Below are 15,485 nucleotides of genomic sequence, written 5' to 3' on the forward strand. Positions count from 1 at the left end.
GTAGCCGGACCTCTGATCAGCGTCTCCGACGGACACCTCCCGGGCCCGGTGACACCACCCCCCAGGTCATCCCTTCGACAGGGGGCAACAGTCATGCCGGACCCGGAGGCCAGCGGCCCCATTGCAGGACCGCGGAAAACATAACGGGGGGCGACGATGCAGCGGTACGACTGGTACGGCGGCGAGGAGTCCGAGCGGAACCCGGACGCCGAGGCCGAGGCGCTCAAGGCGAAGGTGCACGCCGGTATCGCGGGAGGCTGCGGGCTGACGGTGCTGCTGGCGGTCGTGGCGGGCGTGGTCCTGCTGGGCGTGGTGGTGGCGGCGATCTGGGCCTGGATGTCCAGCCGCCACTGGTCCGGCCGGGTGGTGATCCCGTGGCACGCGCCACCGCCGCGCGGACCTCCTCAGTGCTGGACCAGGCCGCCGACCGGGACAGGGCCGACATGCCCGGAGGGCGGCAGCGTCCGCGCGAGATCGAGCCCGATGTCCACCAGCGAGGACCGGCGCAGGCGGGCAACCCCGGACAGCGGAGTCCACACAGCCTCGGCGGTGTCGCCGTTCGGTTCGGGACGGAGCGTGCCGCCGGTGGCCCGGACACCGTAGAAGACGCCGACGTTCTGCAGCTCGGGCGCGCCGGGCAGGCGGCGCTCGCCCGCCGGGATTACCCGCGAGTCCACGCCGAGCAGGCGCTCGACGACGGCCTCCAGACCGGTCTTCTCGGCGACCTCCCTGATCACCGTGTCGAACGGGTCCTCCGCGTGCTCGACCCTGCCGCCCGGAAGGGTCCAGGTGCGGTCGCCGCACGGGCCCACGGCCAGTGCGAGCAGCACGCGGCCGTTCTCGATGCACACCGCGTACGCGGCCAGTCGTCGGTCCACCGCGCGAGGCTATCTCCGGTAGCCGGGACCGGTGTTGTGTCGCCGACCTCGACAACGTCTGTGCCACCGGGGAGCGCTTCACGCGCCAGTGACAGCGGATCGCCGACCGGTCACCCCGCCGCTTCCTCCTCAGCCCCCGCCCACGTCTCCGGCGCCCACACCCCCGACCGCTTCAGCGACGCCGGGCAGTGGCGGAAGATCTCGTCGATCTCGACGACCAGGGCCAGCTTCGGGCGCTGGCCCTTCAGCGTCATCGCGTCGAAGAACGGGGCGTCCGTGAGGATGCGGGCCCGGCCGTTGACGCGCAGGACGTCCATCGCGCCCGGTATCAGGTAGAGCAGGCCCACGCGCGGGTTCGCCAGGATGTTGTGGAAGCTGTCCGCGCGGCGGTTGCCCGGGCGGTCGGGCAGGGCGATCGTGCCCCGGTCCAGGACATGGGTGAAGCCGGGGGTGCCGCCGCGCGGGGTCGAGTCGCAGTTGCCGTCCGCGTCGGACGTGGCCATGGTGCAGAACGGCGAGCGGGCCAGCAGCGCCAGGTCGTCGTCGGTGAGCCGGTCGTGGACCTTGTCGATGACGATCGGGTGCGGGGCGCCCAGCAGCTCGCGCAGTTCGTCCGCCGAGCCCAGGGGCACGGCCCCGGCCAACGGACCGGTGGCGGGGGCGGTGGGATCGGCGGCGTACGACAAGGAAGTGCTCCGGAGCTCGTGGGGTGCGGCAGCGCACGGTCGAACAGGCGCTGTTAGGGTGACCTTACTTTGGGCCCCTCTGTGTTCCCAGGCCGGGGTGACCGGCCGACGCGGGTGGCCCTCGCGCGACAGCGCGGGTGAGCGGAACCTCCCTCGCGCGCCCGCGCCGACGTAGCGACTGACGAACAAGGGTGAGGGACGAACAGTGCACCACCGCATTCCGGCTGCCCCGGCGGCCGGGTCGTGAGCGGCTCGACCCTCCTGGAGAAGGAGAAGCCGGCCGGCGACGGCAAGGAGACGCTGCGCAAGCGCAGCCGCCCCGCGCTCGCCCTCGGGCTGCTCGCCGCCCTCGCCGTGCTGTTCCTCACCGCCGTCGCCAGTCTCGCCATCGGCTCCGGCGATGTGCCCTTCCGCGATGTCGCCGACGGCGTCCTCGACCCGGACACGTCCGTCAAGGGGCAGCTCATCGTCCAAGAGGTCCGCATCCCGCGCACTGTCGCCGGGCTGCTCGCCGGTGCGGCGCTCGGCCTCGCGGGCACGGTGATGCAGGGCGTCGCCCGTAACCCCCTCGCCGACCCCCAGCTCCTCGGCATCAACGCCGGGGCATCCGTGGCCGTCGTGTGCTCGATCACCCTGTTCGGGTTCACGGTCGCCACCCAGTTCATCTGGTTCGGCTTCCTCGGCGCGCTGCTCGCCGCCCTCCTCGTGTACGGGGTCGGCTCGCTCGGGCGGGAAGGCGCGACACCGGTGAAGCTGGCCCTGGCCGGGGCCGCGACCGCCGCCGTCCTCACCTCGATCACCAGCGCGATCCTGCTCCAGGACCGGGGCAGCTACGACCAGTTCCGGTTCTGGCAGCTCGGCGCGCTGACCGCCCGCAGCTCCGAGGTGCTGTGGCAGGTCTCGCCGTTCATCCTGGTCGGCACCGTCCTCGCCCTGGCCCTCGGGCCGCAGCTCAACGCCCTCTCCCTCGGCGACGACCTCGCCCGCGGCCTCGGCCAGCGCGTCGGGGCCATCCGGATGGTGTCCGCCCTCGCCGTCGTGATCCTCTGCGGCGCGGCCACCGTCGTCGCCGGGCCCATCGGCTTCGTCGGGCTCGCCGTACCGCACGCCGCCCGCCTCATCACCGGGCCCGACTACCGCTGGGTGCTCCCGTACAGCATGGTGCTCGCCCCGGTCATGCTCCTCGTCGCCGACATCGTCGGCCGGGTCATCGCCCGCCCCGGTGAGGTGCAGGTCGGCGTCATCACGGCCGCGATCGGCTGCATCCCCTTCATCTGGCTGGTCCGCCGCAGGAAGCTGGTGGAACTGTGAACCGGATACCCGTCGTCACCAAGAACGCCGCGCACGCGGACGACGAGCGGCTCGCCGACGCCGTACGCCAGGTCTCCGCCGTACGCGGCCGGGGCCTGCGCCGTTCCGTCCTCGTCGGGGCCGCACTGCTGGCCGCCGTCGTCGTCATGTTCGGCGTCTCGCTCAGCTTCGGCGACATGGTCATGCCGATCGGGAAGGTCGTCGCCACCCTGTTCGGCGGCGGCGACGGCGGATCGCAGTTCGTCGTGCTGGAACTGCGGCTGCCCCGCGCCCTCCTCGCGATCCTCGTCGGCATCGGCTTCGGGCTCTCCGGAGCCGTCTTCCAGACCGTCCTGCGCAACCCCCTCGCCAGCCCCGACCTCATCGGCATCAGCGCCGGGGCCAGCGCGGTCGCCGTCACCGCCGCCCTGCTCTTCCAGGTCAGCGGACTCGCCCTCTCCGCGAGCGCCCTCACCGGCTCCCTGGCCGCCGGAGCCGCCATCTACCTGCTCGCCTGGCGGCAGGGCGTCGCCGGACAGCGCCTGGTCCTCATCGGGATCGGCGTCGGCATGGGGCTTTCCAGCATCGTCTGGTACGTGATGGCCCGCTCCGAGGTCACCGACGCGCAGGAGGCGTTCCGCTGGCTCGCGGGCAGCCTCAACGGCCGCTCCTGGAGCCAGGTGTGGCCGATGCTCATCGCCCTCGGCCTCCTCGTACCGCTGACCGTTCTCGCCGCCCACGCGCTGCGCCCCCTCCAGCTCGGGGACGACGCGGCCGCCGGGCTCGGCGCGAAGGTCGAGAGCGGCCGGCTCGCGCTGCTGGCCTGCGCGACCGCGCTCGCCGGGGTGGCGACCGCCGCCGCGGGGCCCGTCGGGTTCTTGGCGTTCGTCGCCGCGCCGATCGCCCGCCGGCTGGTCCCGGGCCGGGGCGCGGCCCTGCCGCAGGCGGCCCTGACCGGGGCGCTGATCGTCCTGGTCGCCGACTTCGCCGCGCAGCACGCGCTGCCCTCCGTGCAGCTGCCGGTGGGCGTGGTCACCAGCATCATCGGGGCCCCGTACCTGCTCCTGCTTCTGGCCCGCGCCAACCGTGTGGGCAGCGGGGGCTGAGATGGCGAAACAGACACTTCAGAAAGACGATGACGAAAGGCGTGGCCCTGTCGTGGCCGAACACACTCTGGAAGCCCGAGACGTCCGGCTCGGCTACGGCGAACGCGAGATCGTCCCCGGTCTGAGCGTGGCCGTGCCACCCGGGAAGATCACCGTCATCGTCGGCCCCAACGCCTGCGGCAAGTCGACCCTGCTGCGGGCGATGGCCCGACTGCTGGCCCCCTCGGCCGGGGCGGTGCTCCTGGACGGCCGGTCCATCCAGGAGATGCCGACCAAGGAGGTGGCCTCCGTGCTCGGCATCCTGCCGCAGAGCCCCACCGCCCCGGAGGGCATCACCGTCTCCGACCTGGTCGGGCGCGGCCGCTACCCGCACCAGGGCTGGTTCCGCCGGTGGAGCTCAGAGGACGACGAGGCGGTCGCGCAGGCGCTGCTCTCCACCGACGTCCTCGAACTCGCCGACCGTTCCGTGGACGAACTCTCCGGCGGCCAGCGCCAGCGGGTGTGGATCGCGATGGCGCTCGCCCAGCGCACGGACATCCTGCTGCTCGACGAGCCCACGACCTTCCTCGACGCCAGCCACCAGCTCGACGTCCTGGACCTGCTCACCGACCTCAACCGCGAGCAGGGCGTCACCATGGTGGCCGTGCTGCACGACCTGAACCTGGCCTGCCGGTACGCGGACCACATGATCGCGATGAAGGCGGGGCGGATCGTCGCGGAGGGCCGGCCGGTCGACATCGTGACGCAGGAGCTGGTCGGCGAGGTCTTCGGGATGCGTTGCTCGGTGATCGAGGACCCGGCGTCGGCCACCCCGATGGTCGTACCGCTGGGCCGCCACCACGTGAAGGACCCGGCTGCCTGAGTCTCGTACGTACGGGAGCAGGCACTCGGGCGTACGGGAGCGGACACCATGGCAGACCGGGGGAGCGGGGCACTCGGGCAACCCGCTGGCACCGTTGTCATTAGGCGAGGCTAACCTAAGGGCATGAACGTTTCCGCTCCCCGCGCCCGGCGCGCCCGCCGCACCCCCGTCCTCGTGGCCGGCACCGTCGCCGCCCTGCTCGTCGGCCTCTCGGCCTGTGGCTCGTCGGACGACTCCGACAGCTCCGCGTCCTCCTCCGCCTCCGGCGGCGCGTCGGAAGGCGCCTTCCCCGCCAAGGTGGCGACGAAGTTCGGCGAGGTCACCGTCGACAAGCAGCCCAAGCGCATCGTCGCGCTCGGCTGGGGCGACGCCGAGACCGTGCTCGCGCTCGGCGGCCAGCCGGTCGGGGCCAGCGACTGGCTGCCGTTCGGCGGCGAGGGCGTCGGCCCGTGGGCCAAGGGCATGTACGACAAGAAGCCCGAGCTGATCGGCACGATGGAGCCGGAGTTCGAGAAGATCGCCTCCCTCCAGCCCGACCTGATCCTGGACACCAAGTCCAGCGGCGACCAGACCCGCTACGACACCCTGAAGAAGATCGCCCCGACCGTGGGCGTGCCGAAGGGCGGCGACCAGTACAAGCTCTCGTGGGAGCAGCAGACCACGATGATCGCCGCCGCCATGGGCGTACCGGAGAAGGGCAAGGAGCTGATCGCGGAGACGGAGAAGAAGTTCGAGGCCGCCGCGAAGGCCCACCCCGAGTTCAAGGACAAGACCATCACGGTCGGCTCGCGTACGTCCGAGGGCTTCGGCGTCTACGTCGGCGGCACCGGGCGCATCGACTTCGTCGAGCGGCTCGGCTTCACGAACAACCCGAAGGCCGAGGCCCAGGCCGGCGAGGGCTTCTCCGTGTCCGTCTCCAAGGAGAACCTGGACCTGCTCGACGCCGACCTCACGGTGATGACCCCGATCGGCATCCCGGCCACGGACATCAGCAACGACCCGCTGTACAAGGCCGTCCCGTCGGTGAAGGCGGGCAACGCCATCGTCTTCGACGACAAGGACATCTCGCAGGCGTTCGCCACGGACTCGGTCCTGTCGGTCTCGTACGCCCTGGAGAAGGTCGTCCCGCTCTTCGCGGAGAAGGTCGCGAAGTAGTCGGCAGCCGTACACACATGCGCAGCGCCCCGTCCCGGGAGGCCCGGGTGCGGGGCGCTGCGCGTGCGGAGGAGGTCAGGCCGCGGGGGCGGCCTTGATCGCCGAGATGTCGAAGGTCAGCTTCACCTTGTCGCTGACCATCACACCACCGGTCTCCAGCGCCGCGTTCCAGGTCAGGCCCCAATCGGAGCGCAGGATGTCGGCGCTGCCCTCGAAGCCGACGCGCTCGTTGCCGTAGACGTCGGTGGCGGAGCCGTTGAACTCCAGGTCGATGGAGAGCGGGCGCGTGACGTCCTTGATGGTCAGGTCGCCGGTGATCCGGTACGCCTCGCCGCCCAGCTGCTCGGCCTTGGTCGAGCGGAACGTCATGAGGGGGAACTTCTCGGCGTCGAAGAAGTCGCCGCTGACCAGGTGGCCGTCGCGGTCAGCGATGCCGGTGTCCACGCTGGCGATCTTCACGTCGATGGAGGCGGAGGAGTTCGCCGGGTCCGTGCCGTCCAGCACCAGGGTGCCCTCGTGCTCGCCGAAGGAGCCGCGCACGTTCGTGACCATCGCGTGGCGCACCGTGAAGCCGATGCTGCTGTGCGCCGGGTCCAGGGTGTACGTGCCGGTCAGCGCGGCCAGCGCCGGGTCCACGACGGGGGCCTCGGTGACGGTGGGGGCGGCGGTCGACTTGCGGGTGAACAGAGCCATGGCTCCTCCTCGGGGATGCGCTGCGGGGGACGGGGGTCCAGCGGTGCCGAAGGGAATGTTTAACCTTCAACGAGTTTCACTGTAGCGCTATCTAGTTCAAAGTTCAACATCTGGTGTCCAGGTTCCCCCGTACGAGTCCGGATCCGGCGGGATCTGCGCGGGCGAGGGCGACCGCTGGGACGTGACCTACGGCAACTGCGGCGGCTGCTGACCGCTGCGCACCGGGGGCCGTCCCGCAGCGCGCAGCGGGACGGCCCCAGGGCGGCTGCGGCGGATCTCGTCCGGGCCCGGTCCCTGATCCGCCGGACATGCCCCCGCGCGCCTACGGGATCGGGTCGGCGTCCGGGCCCTCCTCCTCCAGCAGATCCCGGGCGAAGTCCTCCCACTGCGCGTACCGGTCCGGGTGCGCGGACCGCTGGACCGCCTGGCACACGTCGCCCGGCTCCATCGACTCCCAGCCGTCGATCTGGAGCAGCCCCGGGTTGGCGCTGGGCGAGGGCAGCCCGTAGAAGGACTTGGACGCGGTCGGCACGTGCGTGATCTGCGCCGACGTGCCCCAGCCCATGCTGGGGCGCTGCTGGAAGACGCCGAGCGAGTCGTTGTCGACCGCAGACGTGTAGTTGACGAACTTCGACTCCTGCATGGCCGTCATCAGGGCGATGACCTGGGCCTCCTCGGAGAGCTCGGCCCCCTTCCCGACGCCGATGACCGTCCGGGCGTGGGCGAGCTGCTCCGGGCCGAGGTCGGACGGGGCGGCGAAGAACGTCCGCAGCTCGCTGTTCGGGGCTGTCTTGAGCAGCTGCGCCGTGGCGGTGTCCACCCGGCCGGTCGCGGGCAGGCCGTAGCTCTGCTGGAAGGCGCGCAGGCCGTGCGCGCCGGAGGCCTGCGGGGCGGGTGACGGCGGCGGGGCGGGGTCCGCGTGGGCCGGGGCGGCGGCGGTCAGCAGGAGTCCGGCGGTGACCGCGGTGAGCAGCCGCCGGTGGGGGAGTCGGTTCATTCGCATAGGGCACCGTCCCGGGGTGCCGGGGCGAAGTCAAGAACGCCACACATCGTGTCAATTGATGAGGTATCGGTTCCCAGGAGGGGCGGGCGCAGGGAGTGTCCCGGACATGCGTGTGCCCCGCCGCACGGACGGGGCACACGGGTCTACCGGGCGGGCGTCAGGATCCCACGCTCACCGTGAAGCGGCGCGGGTTCCCGTCGTGCGCCGCGCCCGAGACGTCCGGCTCACCGTCCGGGCGGACGTCGTCGTACGGGAACGCGTAACCGATCGGGCTGTTCGCGTGGACCACCCGGGACCAGTGGTTGGTGACCGGGGTCTTGTAGTAGTCCGCCGTCGACGTGCCGTTCGGCTGGCTCGGGTGGCTCAGCATGATCGAGCGGTTGAAGCCCGCCGCGAGCCTGGCCAGGATCGCCTTCTTGTCGTCGGAGTCGCCCGGGTTGTTGGTGAACGGGCCGTGGTTGCAGGTGAAGATGTCCTTCGTCTCCGGCTTGGTGAAGGTGTGGCCGCCCTCGAAGGTCAGGACGTCGCCGCTCACCCGGCCCGCCAGCGTGCCCCGGCCGCCCTGGAGGTCGATGCGCAGGTCTTCGGAGCGGTACTTCTCCCACACCTCGTCGATCTGTGCCTCGAACAGGCCGCGGAACGGCATCTCGGCGGGCCGGTCGAAGTACGGGGCCATGATGTTCTGCGGCGAGACGACCCGCAGCACCTTGCCGTCGTCGCCCCGGGTGATCAGCTTGTCCCAGGGCTGCCCGTCGGCGGCCGCCTGGGCGGTGAGGTCCTCCGCGATCCGCTCCACCGCGCCCTCGGGGTGCGGGGCCACGACGTGGGTGCCGTCCCCCTCCAGCGTGATGCCGATCGGCAGCGCGGTGATCAGGTCCACGTAGCTGATGTTGGAGTACAGCTGCTCGGTGTTGAAGGTGAACTCGGCGAACGCCCAGGTCCGCCCGTAGTTCGGGTCTGTCGGCGTCGCGAACGCGGGCTCCACCAGGGACGGACCCGGGTTGAGGAAGAAGTCCAGCTTGTCGTCGCGGACGAAGTAGACCCGTGCCCCGTACATCTGCGGCAGGGTCAGCACGACCGGACCCGCGCCCGCGCCCTTGAGCGGGATGGCGCAGTCGACGGGCAGCGGGGTCTGCGGCGCGCCGGGGGAGTCGGGGCGGTAGACGCCGCCGTCCGGCTTCAGCAGCACCCAGCGGTCGGTGCCCAGCTCGTGGCCGGTCACATAGGCGTGCACCGTGCCCGGCAACGACTTGTTCTCCAGGGCCAGTTCGCAGGTCGCGGGGGCCGCGGAGGCGCGAGGGCTCAAAGCGGTGCCCCAGGCGGGGTACGTCAGCGCCGCGGCCGTGGCGGCGGTGCCGGTCAGGAACATTCTGCGCGAAATCACGAGGGGACTCCCGAGGTGGTGGGGGGCCGCAGACGGGCTGTGGGGGGTGGCGCGGGGAGGGACAGGACCGTGGGGGTGCCTGCGGTGCGCACCACTCTCGCGAGGCCCGGCGCGAGCGTCAAGACTTGTGACTGAGAGCGCTCTCAAAAATTACGGGTCTTCACAACTCGACGCCCCGAAGCGGTACTTGCCGGAACCGAGCGGGTGCGAACCGTGACCGTACGGGGGACGTTCCGGCCAAGAGATGAACAAGAGGACGTCCGACCGCTCCCCGCGGCCCCAAGGCGCCCCGGCCGCTCCCGACTTGGACTAACGCACCGGGGTTGTTGGACGGAGTCGGCCCCCGGGCCCGAAGTTCGTTGACGGTGTCCGGACACGGCGACTACTCAGGGGCCATGTCGCCAAGATTCCCTCGCCCCGGCCTGGTCGCCGCGGCCTCCGCAGCCGTCCTGGCGCTCGTGGGGGCCGCCCTCCCCGCAGCCGCCGCCCCCTCGCCTCCCGCCCCGGCCGGAGAGGCCAAGGCCGACGGGTCCGCCGTCATCGGCTCCGACCGGCTCGCCGTCGCCGTCGCCGACGACTTCCCGCGCGTCCTGTCGTACACCGACCGGGCCAGCGGCAAGCAGCTGCTCGGCTCCACCCGGCCGGTCACCGCCGTCACCCTCAACGGGACCGCCCGCCCGGTGAAGCTCAAGGGCAAGCCGAAGGTCACCCGCTCCGCCGCCCGCTACACCCTCGCCTTCGACTCCCTGCCGGGCGTCGAGATCGACGCCTCGCTCACCGTCTCCGGGCGGGCCACCACCTTCAAGGTGACCGCCGTCCGCGACACGTCCGCCTTCCGGGTCGGGACCATCGACATCCCCGGGCACGACCTGATCTCGGTCGGGTCCGCCGAGTCCGGGGCCGCCACCGCGTTCACGAAGCTCGACCCGGACTCCACCCGCACCGCCGACGTCTTCGCGAAGGTCACCGGAGAGACGAAGCCCGACTCCGCGCCTGTCGGGGCCAGTTACGCGATCCTCAGCACCGGCTCGCTCGCCGCGGCGATCGAGTCCAACTCCTCGTACGACAAGCCCGCCGGAGCCACCGGCGGCGACGACGCCCGGTTCTGGCACCAGGCCCGCACCGAGGAGGGCGGCGGCGTCCGGGTCGGCGTCTGGTCCGGCCAGTGGACCTACCGGGGCGAGGGGGCCCCGAAGCCCGAGAGCGGCGAGAACCTGCCCTGGGCCAAGGTCGTCGTCACCCCGGACGCCAACGGCGACCAGGCGGTCGACTGGCAGGACGGGGCGATCGCCTTCCGCTCCATCGGCGTCACCGCGCCCGGCAGCGAGGACACCGCGAAGCGGGTCGTGACCCACATCCCGTTCAACTTCGCCAGCCAGGCCACCCACCCCTTCCTGCGCACCCTGGACGACGTCAAGCGGATCTCGAAGGCCACGGACGGCCTCGGCCAGCTCGCCGTCCTCAAGGGGTACGGCTCCGAGGGCCACGACTCCGCGCACCCGGACTACGGCGGCAACTACAACAAGCGGGCCGGCGGACTGAAGGACCTCAACACCCTACTGAAGGAAGGCGGGAAGTGGGGCGCGGACTTCGGCGTCCACGTCAACGCCACCGAGTCCTACCCGGAGGCCAAGGCCTTCTCCGAGCAGCTCGTCGACAAGACCAAGCCCGGCTGGAACTGGCTCAACCAGAGCTACTACATCGACCAGCGCCGCGACATCAACAGCGGCGACCTGGCCAAGCGCTTCCAGCAACTGCGCGACGAGACCGACAAGAACCTCGACTTCCTCTACATCGACGTCTACTACAGCCACGGCTGGATCGCCGACAAGACGATCCAGGCCGTCCAGAAGCAGGGCTGGACCGTCGGCACCGAGTGGGCCGACAAGTTCGAACGCGCCTCGCTCTGGTCGCACTGGGCCAACGACCTGAACTACGGAGGGGCCACCAACAAGGGTCTCAACTCGCAGATCATCCGGTTCATCCGCAACGGCGAGAAGGACATCTGGAACAACCACCCGGTCCTCGGTCAGAGCGCCCTGGAGGACTTCGAGGGCTGGACCGGTGAGACCGACTGGAACGCCTTCACCGCCAACATCTGGCAAAAGAACCTCCCCGCCAAGTACCTCCAGCAGCAGAAGATCACCCGCTGGGACGGCAACGACATCACCTTCACCGGCGGGGTGCGCGGCACGGTCGAGGACGGCAGGAAGACCTTCTACGACCAGGGCCGCAAGGTGCTCAGCGACACCGACTACCTGCTGCCGTGGGACGGCGGCAAGAAGCTCTACCACTACAGCGAGACCGGCGGCACCAGCACCTGGGAGGTGCCCGGCAAGGGCGCGTACACCCTCTACAAGCTGACCGACAACGGCCGCGAGAAGGTCTCCACCGTCCGCCCCTCCGGCGGCAGGATCACCCTCACCGCCACCGCCGGACAGGCGTACGTCCTCTACCCCGACCGCGCGCCGAAGGAGAGCGCCGCCGACTGGGGCAAGGGGACCGGCCTCACCGACCCCGGCTTCAACGACCGGGACCTGAAGGGCTGGACGAAGACCGGCACGGCCGTCCGCGACACCGACGACCAGGGCCGCAACAGCGCCGAACTCTCGGGTACGGCCACGGCCTCGCTCTCCCGGACCGTCACCGGCCTCAAGCCCGGAAAGCGCTACACCGCATCCGCCCTGATCGAGGTCGAGCCCGGCGCGAGCCGGCGTACGGTGCTCAGCGCCGGCGGGAAGTCGGTCGCCGTCGAGCGCTCCACGGCCGAGGACTTCGTCGCTGCCTCCGACTGGCACGGCACTTCCTTCCAGCGCGCCAAGGTCAACTTCACCGCCCCGGCGAACGGCCGCACCACCCTTCGCATCGAGGCGGCGGCGGGCAGCGCGGCGAAGGTCCGAGCCGATGACGTACGGATCGTCGAGAACGCCCCCGCCACCCGGCCGGGCACCGTGGCGTACGAGGACTTCGAGGCCGTCGACCAGGGCTGGGGCCCCTTCCTCAAGGGCAACGCGGGCGGCTCCACCGACCCCCGCACCCACATCTCCCAGCTGAACGCCCCGTACACCCAGTCAGGCTGGAACGGGAAGCTCATCGACGACGTGCTCGGGGGTAAGGAGTCCCTCAAGTCCCACGAGGAGAACACCGGGCTCGTCTATCGCACCGCCCCCTGGACCGTCCCGATGAAGGACGGCCACCGGTACAAGGTCGAGTTCGCCTACCAGTCCAGCCACGCCGGCGCCTACAGCTGGGTCGAGGGCTACGACCGGCTCGCCGACGGCGAGGCCGCCTCGACCGAGACCCGGGCCACCCCGATCGGGCAGCAACGCACCACCGGGCAGTTCAGCCGGACGCTCACCGCGGGCTGCGGCGACACCTGGACCGGGCTGCGCAAGCTCGCCGGAGCACCCGAGGGCGCGGACTTCGTGCTCGACGGCTTCACCGTCACCGACCTCGGCCCCGCGCCGGCGGGCGAGGAGGCCGTCTGCGGCACCCTCGGCGTGGCCGCCGACGCCGAGACCCTGGAGCCGGGCGCCCCGAACACCGTGAAGGCGACCTTCGGCAACGACGAGGCGACCACCGCCACCGGTGTGAAGCTCGCGCTGACCGTGCCCGAGGGCTGGCAGGCCGAGCCGGCGGGCCCCGTCGCCTTCGACGCGGTCGCCCCCGGCGCGAAGGTCACCGGCAGCTGGCGGGTCACCCCGCCGGTGGACGCGCCCTACGACACGTACGCGCTGGAGGCGAAGGCCACGTACGCCGTCCAGCAAGCCGGGCGCACGCTCGGCGCGGGGACCTCCGTCCGGACGCTCCCGCCGCCGCCCACGAAGGACAGCTGGGCCGGTGACCTGGACTGGACCGCCTCGCAGAACGGCTGGGGCCCGGTCGAGCGCAACCAGTCGAACGGGGAGGCCGGGGCCGGGGACGGCGGGTCGCTGAAGATCGGCGGCGTCGCCTACGAGCAGGGCCTGGGCACGCACGCCCCGGCGAAGATCCGCTACTACCTGGGCGGGAAGTGCACCTCCTTCACCGCCGAGGTGGGGGTCGACGATGTCCAGACGAACCGGGGGAGTGTGCGGTTCTCGGTCACCGCCGACGGTACGGAGAAGGTGGCGTCGCCCGTACTGGGGGCGGCCGACCCCGCCTGGAAGCTCACCGCCGACGTCACCGGTGCGAAGTACGTCGAGCTGATCGTCCAGGACGGCGGCGACGGCAACGGCAACGACCATGCCGACTGGGGCAACGCCCGCTTCCACTGCGGAGGTTGACCACCCACCGCACCGTTTCCCGGGCGCGGCGGACCGCGGTGGTCCGTGCTGCGCCATACTGAGGGGGCCTTCGGGCCCCCTCAGGGGCGTGTGGCCCACCGCACACCCCCCCCCGGTTGTGGAGTCTCCACAACCGGAGGCGGCGTTTCGCTGGTGGATCGCCTGCACGGCGGCATGGTTCTGTTCACTCCCACCACGAAACCGGGCAGGAGACTGTACGGAGTCGACGGCGAGATTCTGGGTCGGGGTTCGTAGGGTCGATGCATGACCGTTGTGGACGAAACCCAGGGTGAGCCGACCGACGCCCGTGGCCGGGTGGCCGAACTGCTGGCCCTGCGCGAGCAGGCGCGGCGCGGACCGAGCGAGCGGGCGACCGAGGCGCAGCACGCCAAGGGGAAGCTGACGGCGCGGGAGCGGATCGAGCTGCTGCTGGACCCGGGTTCGTTCAAGGAGGTCGAGCAGCTCCGCCGGCACCGGGCCACCGGGTTCGGTCTGGAGGCCAAGAAGCCCTACACCGACGGTGTCATCACGGGCTGGGGCACGGTCGAGGGCCGCACGGTCTTCGTGTACGCGCACGACTTCCGGATCTTCGGCGGGGCGCTGGGCGAGGCTCACGCCACGAAGATCCACAAGATCATGGACATGGCCATCTCGGCCGGCGCCCCGCTGGTGTCGCTGAACGACGGCGCCGGCGCCCGTATCCAGGAAGGCGTCTCGGCGCTCGCGGGCTACGGCGGCATCTTCCAGCGCAACACGCGCGCTTCCGGTGTCATCCCGCAGATCAGCGTGATGCTCGGCCCGTGCGCGGGCGGCGCGGCCTACAGCCCGGCGCTCACCGACTTCGTCTTCATGGTCCGTGAGACCTCGCAGATGTTCATCACCGGACCGGACGTCGTCAAGGCGGTCACCGGCGAGGAGATCACCCAGAACGGCCTCGGTGGCGCGGACGTGCACGCCGAGACCTCGGGCGTCGCGCACTTCGCGTACGACGACGAGGAGACCTGCATCGCCGAAGTCCGTTACCTCATCGGGATGCTCCCCTCCAACAACCGCGAGAACCCGCCGACCGTGGAGAGCGACGACCCCGCCGACCGGCGCGGCGACGTGCTGCTCGACCTCGTCCCGGCCGACGGCAACCGCCCGTACGACATGCACCAGGTGATCGAGGAACTCGTCGACGACGGCGACTACCTGGAGATCCACGAGCGCTGGGCCCGCAACATCGTCTGCGCCCTGGCCCGCATGGACGGCCAGGTCGTCGGCATCGTCGCCAACCAGCCGCAGTCGCTGGCCGGGGTCCTGGACATCGAGGCGTCCGAGAAGGCCGCGCGCTTCGTCCAGATGTGCGACGCCTTCAACATCCCGATCATCACCCTTCTGGACGTCCCCGGCTTCCTGCCCGGCGTCGACCAGGAGCACGGTGGGATCATCCGCCACGGCGCGAAGCTCCTGTACGCCTACTGCAACGCCACCGTGCCGCGGATCTCGCTGATCCTGCGGAAGGCCTACGGAGGCGCGTACATCGTCATGGACAGCCAGTCCATCGGGGCCGACCTCACCTACGCCTGGCCCACCAACGAGATCGCGGTGATGGGCGCCGAGGGCGCGGCCAACGTCATCTTCCGCCGCCAGATCGCCGACGCCGAGGACCCCGAGGCCATGCGCGCCCGCATGGTCAAGGAGTACAAGGCCGAGCTGATGCACCCCTACTACGCGGCCGAGCGCGGCCTGGTCGACGACGTCATCGACCCCGCCGAGACCCGCGAGGTGCTCATCGCCTCGCTCGCCATGCTCCGCAACAAGCACGCCGACCTGCCGTCCCGCAAGCACGGCAACCCCCCGCAGTAGTCGCCCCGCAGCGGCGCGATCCGCCGCACGGTCCACGACAGACTGCCGAGAAGACGGAGACACCCCACCATGAGCCTCACCCCCGCCGAGTCCGTCCTGCGCGTCGAGAAGGGCCACGCCGCCCCCGAGGAGCTGGCGGCCATCACCGCCGTCCTGATGGCCCGTGCCGCCGCCCAGCCGCCCGTCGCCGCCCACCGGGGCCGTGACACCGCCGGCTGGCGCCGCCTGGAGCGCACGCCGGGCTTCCGCGCCCCGCACAGCTGGCAGGGCTGACCGCCCGAGCACGACGAGAAGGGCCCCGCACTCCTCAAGGAG

At 71.3% G+C, this 15,485-nt stretch carries 12 protein-coding genes; 7 read left to right on the forward strand and 5 right to left on the reverse strand.

The window, feature by feature from the left end:
- Positions 1-404: 404 nt before the first annotated feature.
- Entirely contained in the window at positions 405-878 is a 474-nt protein-coding gene (locus ACFWM7_RS24515; protein WP_383263946.1) for an NUDIX hydrolase, read from the reverse strand.
- Positions 879-988: 110 nt separating this feature from the next.
- Positions 989-1,564: an MSMEG_1061 family FMN-dependent PPOX-type flavoprotein gene (locus ACFWM7_RS24520; RefSeq protein ID WP_383263949.1), complete on the reverse strand. Its 576-nt coding sequence runs from the start codon at positions 1,562-1,564 to the stop codon at positions 989-991.
- A 243-nt stretch (positions 1,565-1,807) separates the two neighbouring features.
- On the opposite strand from ACFWM7_RS24520, the gene ACFWM7_RS24525 reads away from it, so the two are divergent.
- The 4 genes from ACFWM7_RS24525 to ACFWM7_RS24540 all read left to right on the forward strand — a co-directional run bounded on the left by ACFWM7_RS24525 (position 1,808) and on the right by ACFWM7_RS24540 (position 5,977).
- A complete protein-coding gene (locus ACFWM7_RS24525; RefSeq protein ID WP_383263952.1) occupies positions 1,808-2,875 on the forward strand; it encodes a FecCD family ABC transporter permease in 1,068 nt (355 codons plus the stop codon).
- Positions 2,872-3,960, forward strand: coding sequence for a FecCD family ABC transporter permease (locus ACFWM7_RS24530; RefSeq protein ID WP_383263955.1), 1,089 nt, complete (start codon positions 2,872-2,874; stop codon positions 3,958-3,960). The genes ACFWM7_RS24525 and ACFWM7_RS24530 overlap by 4 nt, the downstream gene beginning before the upstream one ends.
- A 1-nt stretch (position 3,961) precedes the next feature.
- A complete protein-coding gene (locus ACFWM7_RS24535; protein WP_383263957.1) occupies positions 3,962-4,822 on the forward strand; it encodes an ABC transporter ATP-binding protein in 861 nt (286 codons plus the stop codon).
- A gap of 123 nt (positions 4,823-4,945) precedes the next feature.
- Positions 4,946-5,977 (forward strand): iron-siderophore ABC transporter substrate-binding protein, encoded by a 1,032-nt coding sequence (locus ACFWM7_RS24540; RefSeq protein ID WP_383263960.1) that lies wholly within the window; start codon positions 4,946-4,948, stop codon positions 5,975-5,977.
- Positions 5,978-6,052: 75 nt separating this feature from the next.
- Here the strand turns inward: ACFWM7_RS24540 and ACFWM7_RS24545 are convergent, their stop codons facing one another.
- From ACFWM7_RS24545 to ACFWM7_RS24555, 3 genes are all read right to left on the reverse strand, one after another.
- On the reverse strand, positions 6,053-6,670 hold the full coding sequence (locus ACFWM7_RS24545; RefSeq protein WP_383263963.1) for a YceI family protein: 618 nt from the start codon (positions 6,668-6,670) through the stop codon (positions 6,053-6,055).
- Between the two features lie 322 nt (positions 6,671-6,992).
- A complete protein-coding gene (locus ACFWM7_RS24550; protein WP_383263966.1) occupies positions 6,993-7,673 on the reverse strand; it encodes a peptidoglycan-binding domain-containing protein in 681 nt (226 codons plus the stop codon).
- Positions 7,674-7,830: 157 nt separating this feature from the next.
- Positions 7,831-9,042, reverse strand: coding sequence for a glycoside hydrolase family 64 protein (locus ACFWM7_RS24555; protein WP_383263975.1), 1,212 nt, complete (start codon positions 9,040-9,042; stop codon positions 7,831-7,833).
- 410 nt (positions 9,043-9,452) lie between these two features.
- Between ACFWM7_RS24555 and ACFWM7_RS24560 the strand changes: the two genes are divergently transcribed.
- From ACFWM7_RS24560 to ACFWM7_RS24570, 3 genes are all read left to right on the forward strand, one after another.
- Entirely contained in the window at positions 9,453-13,322 is a 3,870-nt protein-coding gene (locus tag ACFWM7_RS24560; protein WP_383263969.1) for an endo-alpha-N-acetylgalactosaminidase family protein, read from the forward strand.
- Positions 13,323-13,586: 264 nt separating this feature from the next.
- Positions 13,587-15,170, forward strand: coding sequence for an acyl-CoA carboxylase subunit beta (locus ACFWM7_RS24565; RefSeq protein ID WP_383263972.1), 1,584 nt, complete (start codon positions 13,587-13,589; stop codon positions 15,168-15,170).
- 69 nt (positions 15,171-15,239) lie between these two features.
- Positions 15,240-15,443, forward strand: a complete 204-nt coding sequence (locus tag ACFWM7_RS24570; protein ID WP_205086582.1) for an acyl-CoA carboxylase subunit epsilon — start codon at positions 15,240-15,242, stop codon at positions 15,441-15,443.
- Positions 15,444-15,485: the final 42 nt, after the last annotated feature.

It is taken from the genome of Streptomyces sp. NPDC058375 (genome assembly GCF_042723425.1).
GTDB classification, from domain to species: domain Bacteria; phylum Actinomycetota; class Actinomycetes; order Streptomycetales; family Streptomycetaceae; genus Streptomyces; species Streptomyces durocortorensis.

What these genes read in the sequence shown, in the direction of transcription:
- ACFWM7_RS24550 (WP_383263966.1), bottom strand. Translation starts at nt 7,673, where the DNA reads ATGCGAATGAACCGACTCCCCCACCGGCGGCTGCTCACCGCGGTCACC.
- ACFWM7_RS24570 (WP_205086582.1), top strand. Translation starts at nt 15,240, where the DNA reads ATGAGCCTCACCCCCGCCGAGTCCGTCCTGCGCGTCGAGAAGGGCCAC.
- ACFWM7_RS24545 (WP_383263963.1), bottom strand. Translation starts at nt 6,670, where the DNA reads ATGGCTCTGTTCACCCGCAAGTCGACCGCCGCCCCCACCGTCACCGAG.
- ACFWM7_RS24555 (WP_383263975.1), bottom strand. Translation starts at nt 9,042, where the DNA reads ATGTTCCTGACCGGCACCGCCGCCACGGCCGCGGCGCTGACGTACCCC.
- ACFWM7_RS24565 (WP_383263972.1), top strand. Translation starts at nt 13,587, where the DNA reads ATGACCGTTGTGGACGAAACCCAGGGTGAGCCGACCGACGCCCGTGGC.
- ACFWM7_RS24540 (WP_383263960.1), top strand. Translation starts at nt 4,946, where the DNA reads ATGAACGTTTCCGCTCCCCGCGCCCGGCGCGCCCGCCGCACCCCCGTC.
- ACFWM7_RS24535 (WP_383263957.1), top strand. Translation starts at nt 3,962, where the DNA reads ATGGCGAAACAGACACTTCAGAAAGACGATGACGAAAGGCGTGGCCCT.
- ACFWM7_RS24560 (WP_383263969.1), top strand. Translation starts at nt 9,453, where the DNA reads ATGTCGCCAAGATTCCCTCGCCCCGGCCTGGTCGCCGCGGCCTCCGCA.